Genomic DNA, 17,579 nt, shown 5'->3' on the forward strand with positions numbered 1-17,579 from the left:
TTATATTGAAACTAAAAACTATAGATAAACAAGATTTAGTACAAAACTTACGCTATGAGTAAAAAAGTGATAAATTATTGTAAAAATAATTAAACATGTCAAAGAGGATAAAGTTGCAAGCAATACCAATTAATAGGACAGATTATTGTCAATTTTTAATAGTTAGCCAAAAGAATTATAGTTTAACCTACTACGCTGAACATGCAAAGAAATGTAGTCATGATGTTATTAATAGATTTTTAAGGAATGAAAAATATACACCTTCTTTGTTATGGGAACACATCAAGAATGATGTTATTTTTTCATCTAATGGATATACAATATTTGATGATACGGTTTTAAATAAAAGGAATACGAAGCAAATAGAAATTGCAAGATCGCAGTACAGTGGAGCTACAGGTAGAGTTACTAAAGGTATAGGAGTAGTGAGTCTGGTATATTATAACCCTGATATTAATAAGTTTTGGGTAATAGATTATCGAATTTTTGCACCTGATCATGATGGAGCAACAAAACTAGAACACCTATTAAACATGTTAAATAATGCTGTTTATAGCAAGAAGATTCCTTTTCAAACAGTACTTTTTGACACATGGTATTCTACACACAAAATTATGCAACATGTTGACTCTCTGGGGAAATATTATTATGCCCCTATTAAAGCCAATAGAAACGTTAGTAGTAAAACGCACGATTCTAAACCTTATAAAGCTGTAAAAGAGTTGACATTTTCAGATGAAGAGATCAGGCATGGAGTAGAGATTCATATAAAAGGCTTTGCTAAAAATAAGCATGTTAATTTGTTTAAATTTACTGTTTCTACCAACAGAGTTGAGTATGTTGTTACCAATAACAAAACTCACAAATCTTCTAAAGCTGCACAAGATGAGTGTGGCTTTCGATGGGTAATTGAGAGCATGCACAGAGAAATTAAGCAACTTACTGGGATAGAACGTTGTCAATGCAGGAAACAGCGTATTCAACGTAATCATATTAGTTGGGCATTTTTAGTTTGGGCATTTCTCAAAAGGACTGCAAATACAATCGGTAAAACGGTTTACCAAATAAAGTTAGGGCTTTTAGATGACTATATGCAACAACAGCTGCGTTCTCCATCTTTACGATATTTAGAACCAAACATAGCGTAAGTTTTGAGTATTTATCGATGAGTCTGGGATAGAAGATAATAGCTGTAGAGAACACGGGTGGAGCATTATCGGTCAAAGATGTTATGGTGAAAAGGTCTATCAACATAAATCACGGATTAGTATGATTGCTGGGCTGTGTGTCAAAGATATTATTGCCCCAATAATATTTGATGGGACATGTAATAAGGACATTTTTGAAACTTATGTACAAGAGATATTGATCAAGGAATTAAAGGCTGGTCAGATAGTAGTAATGGATAATATTAATTTTCATAAAAGTACAAAAGTGAAAACGTTAATTGAATCTGTTGGTTGCAGTATTTTATTTTTACCAACTTACTCTCCTGACTTAAATCCTATTGAGCATTACTGGTTTAAAATCAAGAATGAAATAAGAAAAACTATTTCTAATTTTGAGCACTTTTTTGATGCTGTTTACTATGCTCTTAAAAAATCACTACCTTATCGCATTAAGCTATAGACCTTTTCACCATAACATCTTTGACCGATAATGCTCCACCCGTGTTCTCTACAGCTATTATCTTCTATCCCAGACTCATCGATAAATACTAAATCTTGTTTATCTATAGTTTTTAGTTTCAATATAAACTCATTCCTTAGACCAATATCCCTTTTGGGATGAAGAAAAGTTTTTTTTATAACTATAACCTAATTTATTAAGCAATCTTGATATCGTACTTGCAGATACTTTTTGACTCCAGTTATTAGCTAGCTCCATGGTGGTTTTATCAAAATTTAATTCTATAAATTTTTTAAATCCCTCTATGTCTCTTATTATTCTACGATGTCCTGTATGATAACCACTTTTTGCTTTGACATCCCCAGTTTGTTTCTTTAATTTTTTCCACTCTATTATAGTCTTCCTACTAATAGAGTATATCTCTGAAGTCTCTTTTATTGTTTTACCATCTGTTAAACTTTTTATTACTCGTATTCTTAAATCGTATGAATATGCCTTTGCCATAAGTTTTTCATAGTATAATCCAACTCATACTATAAGTCACTACCTTATCGCATTAAGCTATATGAACAAAAATTTTTTACTTTTGATGATCTTAAAGATTTAAATATAGAAGAGATACAATTATTAACTTCACATACCTCAATAGAGGGTTATGAAAATAAATATTTTACTTTTAATGATTTTAAAGGTTTAAATGTAAAGAAAAAGAGGCTCTTAGAGGTGATGAAGCTGTAAATGGTTATTCTAAGGGATATTTCATATTTGATGAACTTAAAAATTTAGATACAGATTTAATAAAAATGCTTGTAAGTGATAAGGCTAAATCTGGATATCAAGATAAATATTTTACGTTTGATGATCTAAAAAATTTAGATATAGATTTAATAAAAGTACTAACAACGGATAGAAATAATTTTATTAACGTAGGATATGAGAAACAATTTTTTACGTTCAAAACTTACGCTATGTTATAGCAAATATGCTAAAAACCCTTACTACAAAGCTATGTTTTTACAGTGCATCACTTTATAATATCCTTTAATTTATAGGAATTATATCAAACATAGCGTAAGTTTTGACGTTTAATGATCTTAAAGTTTTAAGTTCGGATAAGTTAAAAATAGCAGTTTTACCAAATATAATTGATTGTTATCAACTTAATTTTTTTAAATTTAAAGATTTTGCCGAATTAGACGTAGAAAAAATGCAAGCTATTTATGATAATATACGTGGATGTCAGAGAGTCCTTAGAGAAGAGCATTGTACGTTTAACGATCTTAAAAATGTAGATGTAAACAAAATAAAAGCTTTGACAGAAAGTATAACAATTATAGGTTATAAAAGCAAATATTTTACATTCAACGACTTAAAGGATTTGAGCGTAGAAAAAATACAAACCTTAACAAGTAAAGAAGCTTGGATTAAATATAAACGTAAAGATTTAAAATTCGAAGATTTTAAAGCAAGTTTAGAAATAGCTTATGATCATAAAACGGAAATTTCTGAAGTTTCTTCTTTTACTGATTTGGTTGTTAATAATCATGAAGAGAATGTAGATATAATTGGAAGAGATTTATAGTTTATTGTTCAATGTCATTGCGAGGAGATGCAGAGCAAAGGACGGAGGTAATCTCATCAAACATTCTGAGATTGCTTCATCGATTTTTTAAGAGTCTTTCTAATTAAGTGTGTAAATTTTTCATAGGGCTTAAATTCTACCTTCAAATTTTATCAAAAAGTGAGCCATAGCTGCGTTCCAGTTTGGAATCGGCATAGCCCATTTCTTGGTCATATAATCAATTGCTGTCATTGCTAAAATAAAAGGGACCAGTAAATTGCACGAAAAAGGGACCAGAGAAGTTGGTGTGACCTAATAAGGTTAATGTGCAATATTCACTAGATAATTAAGCAAGTAAATATCTAGTGATACAATGATAAGAATAAATATGTATACAACAATTATCACCCTTTATAAACAAGGCAATAGTCAAAGGAATATTGCCAAACTAACAAGAACAGACCGCAAAACAGTACGAAAAATAATAAACCGCTATGTAGAGGCTGGTACAGAATCCCCAGCAATCTATGAACGATCTTCAGTTTTGGATTTTTGGCACGAAAAAATAATTGAGTTATTAGAAAAAAATCTGAGTTACATAAGAATTTTTGAGGAGTTAAAAAATCAAGGTTATACAAGCAGTTATACTTCTTTGACCCGTTATATCAAAAAATATAAAATTAAGGATAACAGTTGCATTCGTTTTCATACTTTAGCAGGAGAGGAAGCACAAGTAGATTTTGGTGACATAGGCTTACAGTATAATTCTAAAGGGCGTAGAGTTAAAGCATATGTATTTAATATGCGTTTAAGCTATAGTGTCATTGCTAAAATAAAAGGGACCAGTAAATTGCACGAAAAAGGGACCAGAGAAGTTGGTGTGACCTAATAAGGTTAATGTGCAATATTCACTAGATAATTAAGCAAGTAAATATCTAGTGATACAATGATAAGAATAAATATGTATACAACAATTATCACCCTTTATAAACAAGGCAATAGTCAAAGGAATATTGCCAAACTAACAAGAACAGACCGCAAAACAGTACGAAAAATAATAAACCGCTATGTAGAGGCTGGTACAGAATCCCCAGCAATCTATGAACGATCTTCAGTTTTGGATTTTTGGCACGAAAAAATAATTGAGTTATTAGAAAAAAATCTGAGTTACATAAGAATTTTTGAGGAGTTAAAAAATCAAGGTTATACAAGCAGTTATACTTCTTTGACCCGTTATATCAAAAAATATAAAATTAAGGATAACAGTTGCATTCGTTTTCATACTTTAGCAGGAGAGGAAGCACAAGTAGATTTTGGTGACATAGGCTTACAGTATAATTCTAAAGGGCGTAGAGTTAAAGCATATGTATTTAATATGCGTTTAAGCTATAGTCGCCTTGATTATTATGAAGTAGTGTTTGATCAAAGTTGTCAAACATGGATTCAATGTCATATCAATGCATTTAATTATTTTGCTGGTAGTCCAAAAGTAATAAAACTTGATAATCTTAAAGCTGGAGTAGTAGATGCCAATTTTTATGAGCCAGTATATCAGAAGGAATATAAGTGCTTAGCCGATCATTATGGAATTTTACTTTCTCCTTGTCGAGTGTATCAACCGCAAGAAAAAGGCAAAGTTGAGTCGGGAATAAAATACGTTAAAAATAATTTTTTTGCTGGTCGTAAATTTGATAGATATGAAGAATTAACAAATGGTCTTGCAAATTGGTTAAATAAGGCCAATAGCCGAATACATGGTACTACTAAGAGAATACCTAGAGAACTGTTTGAGCAAGAGGAAAGAAGTAGTTTGATTCCTTTACCATTAGAAACTTTTGATTTGTCATCTTGGCATAATCGAAAAGTAGCAAAAGATTGTCATATTACCATAGATAATAATTATTACTCTGTACCAGCAAAATATATATACAGTGAGGTAATGGTACAATTGTCCCCAAAACTTGTTCAAATATTTTCTATACAAAATGATTTAATAGCAAGACACGTTAGAACAGAGGGCAAGGGGATATTTACCACTAATCCGTCTCATTATGCTAAATACAAACGTCTATGCCCAGGTTTTATAGAATATAGTGAACATTATCAACAACAAATGCAGCAGATAGGGAATAATTGCAGTTTATTATTAGAATCATTACAACAAACAAGAGTGAATGATTGGCAACGTTGTGCACGAGGTATCATTTCTTTACGTAAGGTTTACAATGATGACTTAATAGATAAAGCCTGTCATAGAGCACTACATTATGGTATAAGTTCTTACTCTAAAATTAAGAATATTTTAAATAGTAATGCAGTAAACTTACCATTACCAGAGTTTGGAGGTAATAATGCAGAACTTATTTAATGACCTACGAAGCTTTAGATTATCAGGTATAGTCAATAGTTTAAATGAAAGGATTATTTATGCTCAAAATAATAAACTAGGATTTAAAGAATTTCTATCACTATTATGTGAAGATGAAAAATCTAACCGTAAGGATAATAATTACCGTCGCCGTAAAAGTGCTGCTAAATTGCCGGTAACTAAAAATTTAGAAGACTTTGATTTTAATTTCCAACCAAGTGTTGATGCCAAAGTAATAAGTGATTTATCAACTTGTGATTATATTAATACTAAGGGAAATGTAATATTCATAGGTGATTCAGGAACTGGGAAAACTCATCTTGCCATTGGGCTAGCATTAAAAGCTTTAACACGAGAATACTCTGTATATTTTACTACGGTATCGGATATGCTTTATAATTTACATATTGCAAGAGCAGATAATAGTTATCACAAAAAGGTTAAATTACTCCTATCGTTTGATTTATTAATTCTTGATGAGCTCGGGTTTAAGCAATTGCCAAAACATTCAGTAGAAGACTTTTTTAATATTATTGCTAAACGATATGAAAATAAATCTACCATTATTACCACAAACAAGGATTTTGAAAAATGGAATGAAATATTTGCTGATGAAGTATTAACTCATGCAATTATTGATCGAGTGGTACATCATGCTCATATACTAAACATAAAAGGTAAAAGTTATCGTATTAATAACTATAAATCTGGAGGTAATATGGCATAAAAATTTTTAAATATAGTGGTTCCTTTTTCGTGCAATTTACTGGTCCCTTTTTAATTGACAATGACACTATAGTCGCCTTGATTATTATGAAGTAGTGTTTGATCAAAGTTGTCAAACATGGATTCAATGTCATATCAATGCATTTAATTATTTTGCTGGTAGTCCAAAAGTAATAAAACTTGATAATCTTAAAGCTGGAGTAGTAGATGCCAATTTTTATGAGCCAGTATATCAGAAGGAATATAAGTGCTTAGCCGATCATTATGGAATTTTACTTTCTCCTTGTCGAGTGTATCAACCGCAAGAAAAAGGCAAAGTTGAGTCGGGAATAAAATACGTTAAAAATAATTTTTTTGCTGGTCGTAAATTTGATAGATATGAAGAATTAACAAATGGTCTTGCAAATTGGTTAAATAAGGCCAATAGCCGAATACATGGTACTACTAAGAGAATACCTAGAGAACTGTTTGAGCAAGAGGAAAGAAGTAGTTTGATTCCTTTACCATTAGAAACTTTTGATTTGTCATCTTGGCATAATCGAAAAGTAGCAAAAGATTGTCATATTACCATAGATAATAATTATTACTCTGTACCAGCAAAATATATATACAGTGAGGTAATGGTACAATTGTCCCCAAAACTTGTTCAAATATTTTCTATACAAAATGATTTAATAGCAAGACACGTTAGAACAGAGGGCAAGGGGATATTTACCACTAATCCGTCTCATTATGCTAAATACAAACGTCTATGCCCAGGTTTTATAGAATATAGTGAACATTATCAACAACAAATGCAGCAGATAGGGAATAATTGCAGTTTATTATTAGAATCATTACAACAAACAAGAGTGAATGATTGGCAACGTTGTGCACGAGGTATCATTTCTTTACGTAAGGTTTACAATGATGACTTAATAGATAAAGCCTGTCATAGAGCACTACATTATGGTATAAGTTCTTACTCTAAAATTAAGAATATTTTAAATAGTAATGCAGTAAACTTACCATTACCAGAGTTTGGAGGTAATAATGCAGAACTTATTTAATGACCTACGAAGCTTTAGATTATCAGGTATAGTCAATAGTTTAAATGAAAGGATTATTTATGCTCAAAATAATAAACTAGGATTTAAAGAATTTCTATCACTATTATGTGAAGATGAAAAATCTAACCGTAAGGATAATAATTACCGTCGCCGTAAAAGTGCTGCTAAATTGCCGGTAACTAAAAATTTAGAAGACTTTGATTTTAATTTCCAACCAAGTGTTGATGCCAAAGTAATAAGTGATTTATCAACTTGTGATTATATTAATACTAAGGGAAATGTAATATTCATAGGTGATTCAGGAACTGGGAAAACTCATCTTGCCATTGGGCTAGCATTAAAAGCTTTAACACGAGAATACTCTGTATATTTTACTACGGTATCGGATATGCTTTATAATTTACATATTGCAAGAGCAGATAATAGTTATCACAAAAAGGTTAAATTACTCCTATCGTTTGATTTATTAATTCTTGATGAGCTCGGGTTTAAGCAATTGCCAAAACATTCAGTAGAAGACTTTTTTAATATTATTGCTAAACGATATGAAAATAAATCTACCATTATTACCACAAACAAGGATTTTGAAAAATGGAATGAAATATTTGCTGATGAAGTATTAACTCATGCAATTATTGATCGAGTGGTACATCATGCTCATATACTAAAAATAAAAGGTAAAAGTTATCGTATTAATAACTATAAATCTGGAGGTAATATGGCATAAAAATTTTTAAATATAGTGGTTCCTTTTTCGTGCAATTTACTGGTCCCTTTTTAATTGACAATGACAATATAACGGGTCAAAGAAGTATAACTGCTTGTATAACCTTGATTTTTTAACTCCTCAAAAATTCTTATGTAACTCAGATTTTTTTCTAATAACTCAATTATTTTTTCGTGCCAAAAATCCAAAACTGAAGATCGTTCATAGATTGCTGGGGATTCTGTACCAGCCTCTACATAGCGGTTTATTATTTTTCGTACTGTTTTGCGGTCTGTTCTTGTTAGTTTGGCAATATTCCTTTGACTATTGCCTTGTTTATAAAGGGTGATAATTGTTGTATACATATTTATTCTTATCATTGTATCACTAGATATTTACTTGCTTAATTATCTAGTGAATATTGCACATTAACCTTATTAGGTCACACCAACTTCTCTGGTCCCTTTTTCGTGCAATTTACTGGTCCCTTTTATTTTAGCAATGACACTCTGTATTACAATTACCTTCAAATATTACAGGAGCAATAAGATTACCATTACAAAGACCAGCTATCATACTTATTCTAAATTTATGTTGATACACCTTTTCTCCATAACACCTTTGTCCTATAATGCTCCATCCATACTCTTTGCAAGCATTATCCTCTATTCCAGATTCATCAAGATATACTAATTTGTCTTTTGTGATGGTTTGTATCTTTGCTATAAATTCATTTCTTAATTTAATATCTCTTTTCGGATGAAAATGAGTTTTTTTATAGCTATAGCCAAGTTTTCTGATTTGTATTAAAATAGTTACAGATGCAATATTACCCCATTGCTTTGCTAACTCCTTTGATGTTTTATTCATATTAGCTTTAAAAAATTCTTTAAAAGATTCTGAATCTTTTATCTTATGACTATGTCCTTTCTGATAACCAGTTGCTGCTTCTAAAGTACCTTGCTTATCTTTTAATTTTTTCCATTTATATATAGTATCACGACTTACATTAAATAATTTACTTACCTTACTTATTCGTATCCCTACTTCTACAGCTTTTATAACTCTTAGTCTTAGTTCTATTGCATATGCTCGTGCCATATCTCTTTACATGCTTGTTAATATTTGCTTACTATAACATGATACTCTCGCTCTGTCAGTACCTTAATGACTTATGCTATACAACACATTACGAAGGCAATAAGAATTATTCTTCTAAAGATGCTCTAAATGAGTTATTTATAATGCTTAATTATGATTTAAATCCTAATAAGAATGAGGGATGACAACATTCAAACAACAAAACTTACGCTATGTTATAGCAAATATGCTAAAAACTCTTATTACACAGCAATGTTTTATAGTGAAGCACTTCATAATATCCCTTAATTCATGGGCATTATATCAAACATAGCGTAAGTTTTGTCATATTATTTCATCAAGATTTATTTACGCAATTCCCTTAAACACCTCAATAGCTCTTGCTCTAGATAGCCCATAATCTACTATCGGTTCTAGGTAATGATCATACATTTTGTGGAAATTAATATTATGTATGATAGCGGGAGGGACATTTTTTAAGGCAGGAAGATATTTTTTGATATACTCGGCATCTGGATCAAAATTTTTCCCTTGAGTATAGTGGTTAAAAATACGGAAATAAGGCTGGGCATCAGTACCGCAAGAACTTGCCCATTGCCATCCGCCAACATTAGAAGCAAGCTCATAATCCATGAGGTATTGAGCAAAAAATTCTTCACCTTTCCGCCAATCTAAAAGCAAATTCTTACTGAAGAAACTAGCAATGATCATTCGTGCTCTATTATGCATCCAGCCATCACCAACTAGCTGCTTAACTGCTGCATCAATTATAGGATAACCAGTCTCGGCATTAATAAATTTATCGAAATATTCTTTTTTATTATTCCAAGGTATTTTGTTTTTATATTTTTCTAGGAATTCCTCATTAACAGTATTTGGAAAATGATATAGAATAGTTGCGTAAAACTCTCGCCAAATTAGTTCATTAATCCACGTTATACTACCCGGGTTTGAGGGAGCGTTAAAAGCTTTATGATAGCACGTCCTTATTGATACAAGCCCAAATCTTAAATAAGGTGAGATAGTACTTGTGCCGTTAAGATATAAAAAATCCCGATCGGTTTTGTAACGATTTATCCTTCTTGTAATGAATTTATCTAAAACATTCTGAGCATTTTTAGGCTGCCAAAGCTCATCTTCTTTATAGACGTAACCGATTTGTTTTAACGCTTCAGATTCCCCTACATTTAGGTCAATAGTTTTCAGCTCTATACTTCCTAGTATATATAATTTGCCATCTAAATTATAACTGTAATTTGTTAGTAGCTTATTATGTGATATACTTCCGTTATCTGCTATAAATTTACGAAAAGCCTGCATATAAGGAGTATATACTTTATAAGGCTTATTATCTTTCGTTAAAACTCTATCAGGCTTTATAAGTAAATGATCACAATATAAATTAAGCGTGCAATCATTGCCTAATAACTCCTGAACTTTTTTATCACGTTCTATATTGCTTGGCTCATAATCTTCATCAGCATAAATATTTTCAATTTTTAAGGTAGCTGCGAGTTTTGGAATGATATCTAAAGGGTTGCCGTGAAATACTAACAGCTTCCCTTTTAACTTTTTAAGTTCATCATTAATTAAACAAAGTGTGTTTGCTAAAAAGGAAAGCCGTCTGTCATGTGGATTTTTAAACCTTTCTAAAATAGTGGTATCAAAAATAAAAATCGGTAGGATTTTATCAGAATTACGAAGTGCTGCTGCGAATGATTTATTATCATGCAGCCGCAAATTACGCCGTAACCAAACTATAGAGGTTTTGTTCATATATGCTCGATTGTTCTAATTTTTCTGTCATTGCGAGCGACTAAAAGGAGCGTGGCAATCTCGTGAAAATGTCCTGAGATTGCAATAAAGCTTCGCTCCTCGCAATGACGTCTTTTGAGCCACGGGATGACACAGCTAAAATTATTTCAGTTCTTTGCTTATTAATCCTTTTAGCTTCTCTTTTGCAGCCTCTCTAGAGCGAAAACTTGCATAAGAATCGTGATGTTCTTTATCTTCAATAAAGTGTACAAAGAAAACTTTGCGGTTATCTTTTTGTAACCATCCTATAAACCAACCTATTTGACGATCTTTTAACTTTACAGTTCTATCTTCATTAAGACGATTACCGCTTCCTGTTTTAGCATAAAGCTCCCACCCATCTGCAAAATCTTCGATAAACATAATATTTTTGGTCATTTCCTGAGCTTTAAGGCTTACAGGTAATTGATCTGCTGCAAGTTTTGCAGGAAAGCAATTTGTTCTTCAGGTGAAATTTCTAAAGAGCTAGAAAGCCACGCATTAGTTAAACCATTGTTCTTTCCCTTATCTCCTGAAGTATCTTGGTTACCATAATTAAATTTTGTTACGTAATTATGGAATTTTTCATAACCTAATTCTTTAGTAATAAGACGTGAATACCAAAGACAGCTGTTTTTCATCCAATCTTTAGGTGTATGTGGCTGTTTCCAAACTTCAAGATAATCATCATATCCTTCTTTAAAAGGTAATTTTGGATGAGTTTCATCAATTAAAAATCCATCATCATAACCCATTAGACTTAAAACAATTTTAAAGGTAGAACATGGAGCATAGCGTGATTTGCAATCACCATCTTGTTTAATAAACTTATCATTTTCCTTGACTAAAAAGCAATCTGCTTTAGCTGCAAAAGATGCAGTAAATGATATTAACGTAGTTAAATATAGAATAATTTTTTTCATAAATTGTATATCTCTTAAATCAATTTTTTGTGTGAATTATATCAAGATAAACTTTTACTTCAAATAAATAATTTGAAGCATTTCCATGTAAGGCTTACCCTGCGTGGATCAAAAAACACTCTTGGTGTCATCTAGTTGTTTGGGAACTAGATCCGGAAAATAATAAAAAATACTAATTTTATTAGTACTTTTAACTGGATCCCGTGAATAAATCAATATTACCGGACAGTTATTATTCTATGTCATTCTTAGCAACGGCGGGGATCCAGAAAAATAAACATAAAAGCAGCAAGTTTTTTAAATAAAAAGCTCGATTTACTCGCTTTATGCTGGATTCCCGCCTCTAGCTAAGAATGACATATAAGGTCACCTATACCTGAAAAAAATATAACATTTTTTTAAAAATGTCCGGTACTATAGATTTATTCACGGGATGACAATTGGAAAACCGATCCACGCTGGCAATGTCACCACGGGGTGACATTAATAAATCTCTTGAGATTGATCTTTTTCGCTAGGCACGTAATCAAAAACGTCATTATTATAATTGTTGTCTACGATTCCGCTTTCATCTTCAATTATCAGGATGTTATTGATCTTAAATGCTTCCATAATAGAACCACCAGGCGTGATTTGACCAGTTGCTCTATCTACAGCTTGTAGCTTTATTGAATCAGGTACTTTAAAAGGTAAGGGTGGTTCATCTTTATAAGCGTTACTCATAAAATCAATAAAAATAGGTAATACTACGCTTGATCCTGTTGCTCTTCTTCCTAGAGTTCTTGGCGTATCATATCCAACATAACTCCCCACAACTATTTTGGGTGTGAAGCCTATAAACCATGTATCTTTACTATCGTTACTAGTACCGGTTTTTCCGCCGATAATTTTCCCTAATTTCTTTGCAGAGTAAGCAGTTCCCCTATCTACTACACCTGTTAAAAGTGAAGTAATTTGATAGTCACTTGCTGTATCCGTGACCATATAAATATTTTCTGCCGGAATTTCTAATATTGCGTTATCTAAATTATTATCTGAAACGTTACAAGTTGTACATTCTCTATCATCTCTGCGATAAATAACTTTGCCGTTACGATCTTTAATTAATTCAACGAAATGCGGCTTTATTCTTTTACCGCCATTAGCAATAATGCCGTAAGCATTAGTTATTCTCTCAAGTGTTGTTTCAATAGAACCAAGTACCATAGAATAGACTTTTTGCGGATTATCATTAATTCTGAATCGCTTAATTATATCAACGATTTTGGTGAGTCCCACCGCAGTTGCTACTCTAACTGTTACAAGGTTACGGGATTTTTCAAGTCCGGTACGCATAGTAATCGGTCCTAGAAACTTACCCTCATAATTTTTAGGACGCCAGCTTGGCATCCCTGGACCTTGTGAAATTTCAATAGGACCATCATTAAAAATCTGATTTGGTTTAATGCCATTTTCAAGGGCTGCTAGATAAACAAAAGTTTTACTTAAAGAACCTGGTTGACGAAGTGCCTGTGTTACCCTGTCAAATTTACTAGCAAAGAAATCATATCCGCCGACGCTTGCAAGTACCTGTCCAGTATTTGGATTCATGACCATAATAGCACCGTTTACTTCTGGAATTTGCCGTAAGGCATAATAATCCTTTACAGCTTCTACAACTATTACATCACCCTTTGTTAGTAGCTTTTTAGCTGATTTCAGCTCACTTTTTGCCCATTTCATTTCAGAAATAGGGATTTTAGATTTAGCTCCGCTTGCAAAACCGATTTCAGCTTGAGTATCAGTAACTTCCAAAACTACAGCAATTTTATATTCTAAAAGTGATGGTGTAGTTGGTAATTTTTTTAACTCTTCTTGCCAGTTATTAAGTGAAATAGTAGATATAGCTTTTCTAAAACCACGTTTTCTATCAAAATCTCTAAGACCTTTTCTTAGTGACTCTTCAGCAAATTTTTGCATTTTAGCATCTAAAGAAGTAATAATAGTAAGACCGCTAGTATAAAATTCGTCTTTACTACCTAACATTTTAATTACTTCATCCCTAACTTGTTCAGCATAATAATCAGCCGTAACAGTTTCATCCGGGTCTCGTTTTCGCAGCGTAATTGGACTATCTATTGCCTCTTTTGCTACATCGCTTGTGATATAGCCATCTTCTAGCATTCGCATTATTACATAATCACGACGAGCTTTAACCCTAGCATAATTTTTCTCAGGATTAAGTTCAGAAGGGGCTTTAGGTAATGCTGCAATAAAAGCTGACTCCGCAATAGTTAGCTCCTCTACTGATTTGTTAAAATAATTTTGTGCGGCAGTAGCAACCCCATACGCACCACGCCCAAAAAATGTTTGATTGAGATATAATTCTAGAATTTGATCTTTAGTAAATACTCTTGAGATCATATAAGATAAAATAGCTTCTTTGATCTTACGCTGAAATGATACTTCATTGGTAAGTAAAAAATTCTTTACTACCTGCTGAGTAATAGTGGAAGCCCCCTCCATACGCCTATGATGAAGAAAATTTGATATGTTAAGAAATGCTGCCCTAACTATTCCAAATAAATCAACCCCTTGGTGGTTATAGAAATTTTTATCCTCTGCAGCAATAAAGCTTTCTTTTAATGAGGTAGGAATACTATTAATTGGAACAAATACACGTCGTTCAAAAGCGTATTCCTCCATTAATTTCCCATCACGAGAATAAATACGGGTTACGGAGGGAGGATAATATCTTGCTAGCTGTCTATAATCAGGTAAATCACGAGAATAGTAATATATTATATAAGCGACAATCCCGCAGCCTATTAAAAAAAGCAAAGCAAGAATTTGTAAACAAAAAAATAGAGGTTTATACATTTTAGTTTTATTATTTTATGGATTGACACGCTCCTTACAATGACGATCTTAAATTATATCTCCACTTAAACTATTAAGTGCTGCTTTAGTAATTTTTACCTCAATAATTTTACCAAGTAAATCTTTATTAGGGTTTTTGATATATACTGACTGCATATAAGGTGTTTTGCCTATGATTTGATAATCAAATTTACCATTACGATCAAATAAAATTTTCATAATACTTCCTACACAGCTTTCATTAAAGGCTAGCTGTTGATTTGATAATTCTTGCTGTAAGATAGTTAATCTTTCTGATTTAATATGTTCAGGCACTTGATCGTTTCTTGTCGCCCCTGGGGTACCAGGACGTGGACTATATTTAAATGAATAGCACTGACCATATTTTACTTTACGGACTAAATCTAAAGTATCGGCAAAATCTTCATCTGTTTCACCAGGAAATCCAACAATAAAATCAGAAGATAAAACTATATCAGGTCTTGCTTTTCTTAAGCGATCAATTATGTCAAAGTAATAATCCCAATCATGTTTGCGATTCATTGCTTTGAGTATTTTATTTGAACCTGATTGCACTGGAAGATGTAAAAATGGCATTAATTTAGGCTCTAAGCCGTGCAAGCTTATTAAATCATCTGTCATATCTATCGGATGTGACGTGGTATAACGTAATCTCTCTAAATTTGGAATTTTTGCTAAATGCCTTATCAAATCAGCAAGAGTAAATACTTTATCGTCTGATGTTTTGCCGTGATAGGCATTAACATTCTGTCCAAGCAGCATAATTTCTTTAGCACCGCTGCTAACTACCTTTAAAGCTTCTCTATAAACTTGCTCTACATTTCTTGAAAATTCAGCACCTCTAGTATAAGGTACTACGCAAAAAGTACAAAACTTATCACACCCCTCTTGTACTGATATAAAGCTACTTGCTCCTTGCGGGTATAACTGCTCAGGTAATTGGTCAAATTTTGCTTCTTCAACGAAATCAAGATCAATTAAGTGTTTTTCGTGTCTAACAACTTTAGAAATTAATTCGGGTAAGTTATAATAAGATTGAGGACCGACTACGATATCAACATAAGGAGTTCTGGTGAAAATTTCTTCGCCCTCAGCTTGTGCAACACAGCCAGCTACTACTATTATTGCTGAATTTAGACCTTGTTTTTTTCGTGCATCTTGTAATTTTTTAATACGACCAAGTTCCGAGTAGGTTTTTTCTGCGGCTTTTTCTCTAATATGGCAAGTATTTAAAATAATAACATCTGCTTCTTCGATATTTTCCGTAGGCTCATAGCCATAAGGGTATAGCAAATCCTGCATCTTAACGGAGTCATACACATTCATCTGACATCCGTAAGTTTTAATATAAAGCTTCTTACTCATATTGTTTTGTAATACCTTAAATAAGGTCTACATTATAATATATTTAAATAACTTTATCAAATTTTAAATAATATTAGATGACGAGTTACTTCGGTTCTATGCATTTTAAAAAATGCATAGAATTTAGAATTTGTGTAAATTCTAGATAGGTTATATGAAAATAAAGAAGAAAGATAATTACATTATTTCACATCCACCTTTTGTAGGTTTAGCACTATTCCCCATAGTAGATACAGTAGATTCTTTTAATGGATCATTTAAATCTTGACCTAGATTTAATGTTGCAGCACTTATAGTCTGAGTGAATGTTTGCTGTCTTTGTTGCTGATCATGCATTTCTCTATTAGTTTCTTTTTTTGCTGCTGCTAACTTTGCTTTTTGTTCATCGGTAAGTGGCATATTATCCTCATGTTGTTATTAAATTCCTCTCGTTTTAGTGTTTGTAGAAGTATTAGGGGGAGTACGAGAAGGGCATAAACTTCCTCCTATACTATCTTTAACCGTAATTTGTTCTTTCATTTTATCGGTTAATGATCTGCTTTTAGTGTTATTAATATTACCAAGTATCTTATTATGGTGGTCTAAATCTTTTACAATACCATTTGTTTCAATAGCTTCATGCTGATTTTTCAAAGCCACATATTTTTGGTGTGCTTCTGAGTATTTTTCAGGATTTTTTTCGTGATGTATTTTAATAGCATTTCCTAATTTCTCTATTTTTTCACCACGTACTTTTCGAGCTTTCTCATATTCAGTAATTTTCTTATCCGCTTCTTTTTTAGCTTTTTCTAACTTTTCGGCATACGGCTTACGGATTTTTAGCATTTCTTGATGAAATTCTAACTTTTGTTTTAACTTATTAATTTGTTCAGGAGATAAGTTTTTTTGCTTAAGTTGTTGTTTTAAATTCGTTATTTCTTTATTTAATTCATTCAATTCTTGATGAACGCAAATATGCTCTTTATTCGTTCTTTTATGATGTTCATAAAATTCTTTATGATCCTTATGCTGCGATAATATCTCCTCATGAGTTAATATCCCTGCATCTAGTTTTTCATGATCAATAATTTTTTCTTTCTCTAATTTATTTATTACATGCTCAATATGTGAATTATTTTCTTGAGTTTGCTTAAGGTTTTTATCTATTTTTGTTACAAAATTATCATGAAAATTATTAAGAGTTGCTATTTTTTGTGCGGTCTCTCTTTCTTCTTCAGCAAGCTTTGCTGCTTTTTGAGCTTCTTCATTAGCCTGTAATTTATCAATAGATTGTTCTACTTCAAAATTTTTAGCTTTATTTTCTAAAGTTTGTTGTAAGCCAGATATATCAAAATTTAACCCATATAACGCTGCTTCATTTTGTAGCGTGCTTAACTCCCCTAAAAGCATATCAGCTTGAGAGCGAGTATAAACATTACTGAATTTTTCTTTTAAACTATTAAATTTGTGTCTTAATTCGTTTGTTATATCGGACATA

Annotated in this window: 20 protein-coding genes and 1 pseudogene; 10 read left to right on the forward strand and 11 right to left on the reverse strand. The window is 31.8% G+C overall.

Annotation, left to right across the window (positions count from 1 at the left end):
- Positions 1–95 precede the first annotated feature (95 nt).
- Both AAGD55_RS03345 and AAGD55_RS03350 read left to right on the forward strand, forming a co-directional pair.
- On the forward strand, positions 96–1,148 hold the full coding sequence (locus tag AAGD55_RS03345) for a transposase (protein ID WP_341792138.1): 1,053 nt from the start codon (positions 96–98) through the stop codon (positions 1,146–1,148).
- A gap of 7 nt (positions 1,149–1,155) precedes the next feature.
- A pseudogene (locus AAGD55_RS03350) lies at positions 1,156–1,629 on the forward strand (IS630 family transposase); the annotation flags it as partial.
- On the opposite strand, the gene AAGD55_RS03355 reads toward AAGD55_RS03350, so the two are convergent.
- Positions 1,611–1,751, reverse strand: coding sequence for a hypothetical protein (locus tag AAGD55_RS03355; protein WP_341792139.1), 141 nt, complete (start codon positions 1,749–1,751; stop codon positions 1,611–1,613). The pseudogene AAGD55_RS03350 and the gene AAGD55_RS03355 overlap by 19 nt on opposite strands.
- 7 nt (positions 1,752–1,758) lie before the next feature.
- A complete protein-coding gene (locus AAGD55_RS03360) occupies positions 1,759–2,133 on the reverse strand; it encodes a helix-turn-helix domain-containing protein (RefSeq protein ID WP_341792140.1) in 375 nt (124 codons plus the stop codon).
- A gap of 299 nt (positions 2,134–2,432) precedes the next feature.
- On the opposite strand from AAGD55_RS03360, the gene AAGD55_RS03365 reads away from it, so the two are divergent.
- The 7 genes from AAGD55_RS03365 to istB (AAGD55_RS03395) all read left to right on the forward strand — a co-directional run bounded on the left by AAGD55_RS03365 (position 2,433) and on the right by istB (AAGD55_RS03395) (position 8,060).
- On the forward strand, positions 2,433–2,606 hold the full coding sequence (locus tag AAGD55_RS03365) for a hypothetical protein (RefSeq protein ID WP_341792141.1): 174 nt from the start codon (positions 2,433–2,435) through the stop codon (positions 2,604–2,606).
- A 101-nt stretch (positions 2,607–2,707) separates the two neighbouring features.
- Positions 2,708–3,211 carry a hypothetical protein gene (locus AAGD55_RS03370; protein WP_341792142.1) on the forward strand — a complete coding sequence of 168 codons (504 nt, stop codon included), beginning with the start codon at positions 2,708–2,710 and terminating at the stop codon, positions 3,209–3,211.
- Between the two features lie 367 nt (positions 3,212–3,578).
- Positions 3,579–4,079 carry a helix-turn-helix domain-containing protein gene (locus AAGD55_RS03375; protein ID WP_341792143.1) on the forward strand — a complete coding sequence of 167 codons (501 nt, stop codon included), beginning with the start codon at positions 3,579–3,581 and terminating at the stop codon, positions 4,077–4,079.
- Between the two features lie 72 nt (positions 4,080–4,151).
- Entirely contained in the window at positions 4,152–5,558 is a 1,407-nt protein-coding gene (istA, locus tag AAGD55_RS03380) for an IS21 family transposase (protein WP_341790850.1), read from the forward strand.
- Positions 5,542–6,285 carry an IS21-like element helper ATPase IstB gene (gene istB, locus AAGD55_RS03385; RefSeq protein WP_341790851.1) on the forward strand — a complete coding sequence of 248 codons (744 nt, stop codon included), beginning with the start codon at positions 5,542–5,544 and terminating at the stop codon, positions 6,283–6,285. The genes istA and istB (AAGD55_RS03385) overlap by 17 nt, the downstream gene beginning before the upstream one ends.
- 94 nt (positions 6,286–6,379) lie before the next feature.
- Complete coding sequence (locus tag AAGD55_RS03390; RefSeq protein WP_341792144.1) at positions 6,380–7,333, forward strand: Mu transposase domain-containing protein; 954 nt, start codon at positions 6,380–6,382, stop codon at positions 7,331–7,333.
- The gene (gene istB, locus AAGD55_RS03395) at positions 7,317–8,060 is read left to right on the forward strand and encodes an IS21-like element helper ATPase IstB (protein ID WP_341792145.1); all 744 of its coding nucleotides are present in this window, start codon (positions 7,317–7,319) and stop codon (positions 8,058–8,060) included. Before AAGD55_RS03390 ends, istB (AAGD55_RS03395) begins: the two co-directional genes overlap by 17 nt.
- A gap of 50 nt (positions 8,061–8,110) precedes the next feature.
- Here the strand turns inward: istB (AAGD55_RS03395) and AAGD55_RS03400 are convergent, their stop codons facing one another.
- Positions 8,111–8,404 carry a helix-turn-helix domain-containing protein gene (locus AAGD55_RS03400; RefSeq protein WP_341792146.1) on the reverse strand — a complete coding sequence of 98 codons (294 nt, stop codon included), beginning with the start codon at positions 8,402–8,404 and terminating at the stop codon, positions 8,111–8,113.
- A 130-nt stretch (positions 8,405–8,534) separates the two neighbouring features.
- The gene (locus AAGD55_RS03405) at positions 8,535–9,140 is read right to left on the reverse strand and encodes an IS630 transposase-related protein (protein WP_341792147.1); all 606 of its coding nucleotides are present in this window, start codon (positions 9,138–9,140) and stop codon (positions 8,535–8,537) included.
- A gap of 38 nt (positions 9,141–9,178) precedes the next feature.
- Between AAGD55_RS03405 and AAGD55_RS03410 the strand changes: the two genes are divergently transcribed.
- Positions 9,179–9,325 (forward strand): hypothetical protein, encoded by a 147-nt coding sequence (locus AAGD55_RS03410; protein ID WP_341792148.1) that lies wholly within the window; start codon positions 9,179–9,181, stop codon positions 9,323–9,325.
- Positions 9,326–9,488: 163 nt separating this feature from the next.
- Here AAGD55_RS03410 and AAGD55_RS03415 read toward each other — a convergent pair whose 3' ends face one another.
- The 7 genes from AAGD55_RS03415 to AAGD55_RS03445 form a co-directional block, all read right to left on the reverse strand.
- Entirely contained in the window at positions 9,489–10,916 is a 1,428-nt protein-coding gene (locus AAGD55_RS03415; protein WP_341792149.1) for a deoxyribodipyrimidine photo-lyase, read from the reverse strand.
- A 141-nt stretch (positions 10,917–11,057) separates the two neighbouring features.
- A complete protein-coding gene (locus AAGD55_RS03420; protein ID WP_341792150.1) occupies positions 11,058–11,333 on the reverse strand; it encodes a penicillin-binding transpeptidase domain-containing protein in 276 nt (91 codons plus the stop codon).
- A 17-nt stretch (positions 11,334–11,350) separates the two neighbouring features.
- Positions 11,351–11,857, reverse strand: coding sequence for a penicillin-binding transpeptidase domain-containing protein (locus AAGD55_RS03425; RefSeq protein WP_341792151.1), 507 nt, complete (start codon positions 11,855–11,857; stop codon positions 11,351–11,353).
- Positions 11,858–12,340: 483 nt separating this feature from the next.
- Positions 12,341–14,716, reverse strand: a complete 2,376-nt coding sequence (locus AAGD55_RS03430; protein WP_341792152.1) for a penicillin-binding protein 1A — start codon at positions 14,714–14,716, stop codon at positions 12,341–12,343.
- Positions 14,717–14,764: 48 nt separating this feature from the next.
- Positions 14,765–16,102 carry a tRNA (N6-isopentenyl adenosine(37)-C2)-methylthiotransferase MiaB gene (miaB, locus tag AAGD55_RS03435; protein WP_341792153.1) on the reverse strand — a complete coding sequence of 446 codons (1,338 nt, stop codon included), beginning with the start codon at positions 16,100–16,102 and terminating at the stop codon, positions 14,765–14,767.
- Positions 16,103–16,279: 177 nt separating this feature from the next.
- Positions 16,280–16,501 (reverse strand): hypothetical protein, encoded by a 222-nt coding sequence (locus AAGD55_RS03440; RefSeq protein WP_341792154.1) that lies wholly within the window; start codon positions 16,499–16,501, stop codon positions 16,280–16,282.
- 18 nt (positions 16,502–16,519) lie between these two features.
- A complete protein-coding gene (locus tag AAGD55_RS03445) occupies positions 16,520–17,578 on the reverse strand; it encodes a hypothetical protein (RefSeq protein WP_341792155.1) in 1,059 nt (352 codons plus the stop codon).
- Between the last annotated feature and the right edge of the window lies 1 nt (position 17,579).

Source organism: Rickettsia endosymbiont of Gonocerus acuteangulatus, from assembly GCF_964026435.1.
GTDB lineage: Bacteria > Pseudomonadota > Alphaproteobacteria > Rickettsiales > Rickettsiaceae > Rickettsia.